At 64.7% G+C, this 422-nt stretch carries 1 protein-coding gene; it reads left to right on the top strand.

Going from position 1 to position 422, the window contains the following annotated elements; genetic code table 11:
* A partial coding sequence (locus SB847_RS20550; protein ID WP_410578405.1) for an AMP-binding protein occupies positions 1-422 on the top strand: 422 nt, incomplete at both ends.

Genomic DNA, 422 nt, shown 5'->3' on the forward strand with positions numbered 1-422 from the left:
CTGGTGGGCCTGACATCCGGAACCACGGCGATGCCCAAAGCCTTCACACGGTCACGCCGCTCCTGGCAAGTCTCCTTCGATGCATCGATCGCGTTCTTCGGGCTGACCCGTCAGGACCGCACATTAGCCCCCGGCCCCCTGTCCGCGAGCCTGAACCTCTACGCGTTGTCGGAGTGTCTCTATGCCGGGGCGGCGTTCCATACGTTGGAGTCCTTCGACGTCGGAGATGCGCACGCCGCCATCAGCCACGATGGCATCACCCGCTTGGTGTTGGTGCCCACCATGCTCAGGTTGCTCAGTGAGCGGGGGCTGGCTGGGGGCGTGGATGCCTCGGGCGTTCGAAGCATCATATGTGCTGGTTCCAAGCTGCACGCGCGGACCTTGGAAGCAGCACGCCGTTGGGCGCCGAACGCCGCCATCTT

The sequence above is a fragment of the Bacillus sp. SIMBA_026 genome (assembly GCF_046535335.1).
GTDB lineage: Bacteria > Bacillota > Bacilli > Bacillales > Bacillaceae > Bacillus > Bacillus velezensis.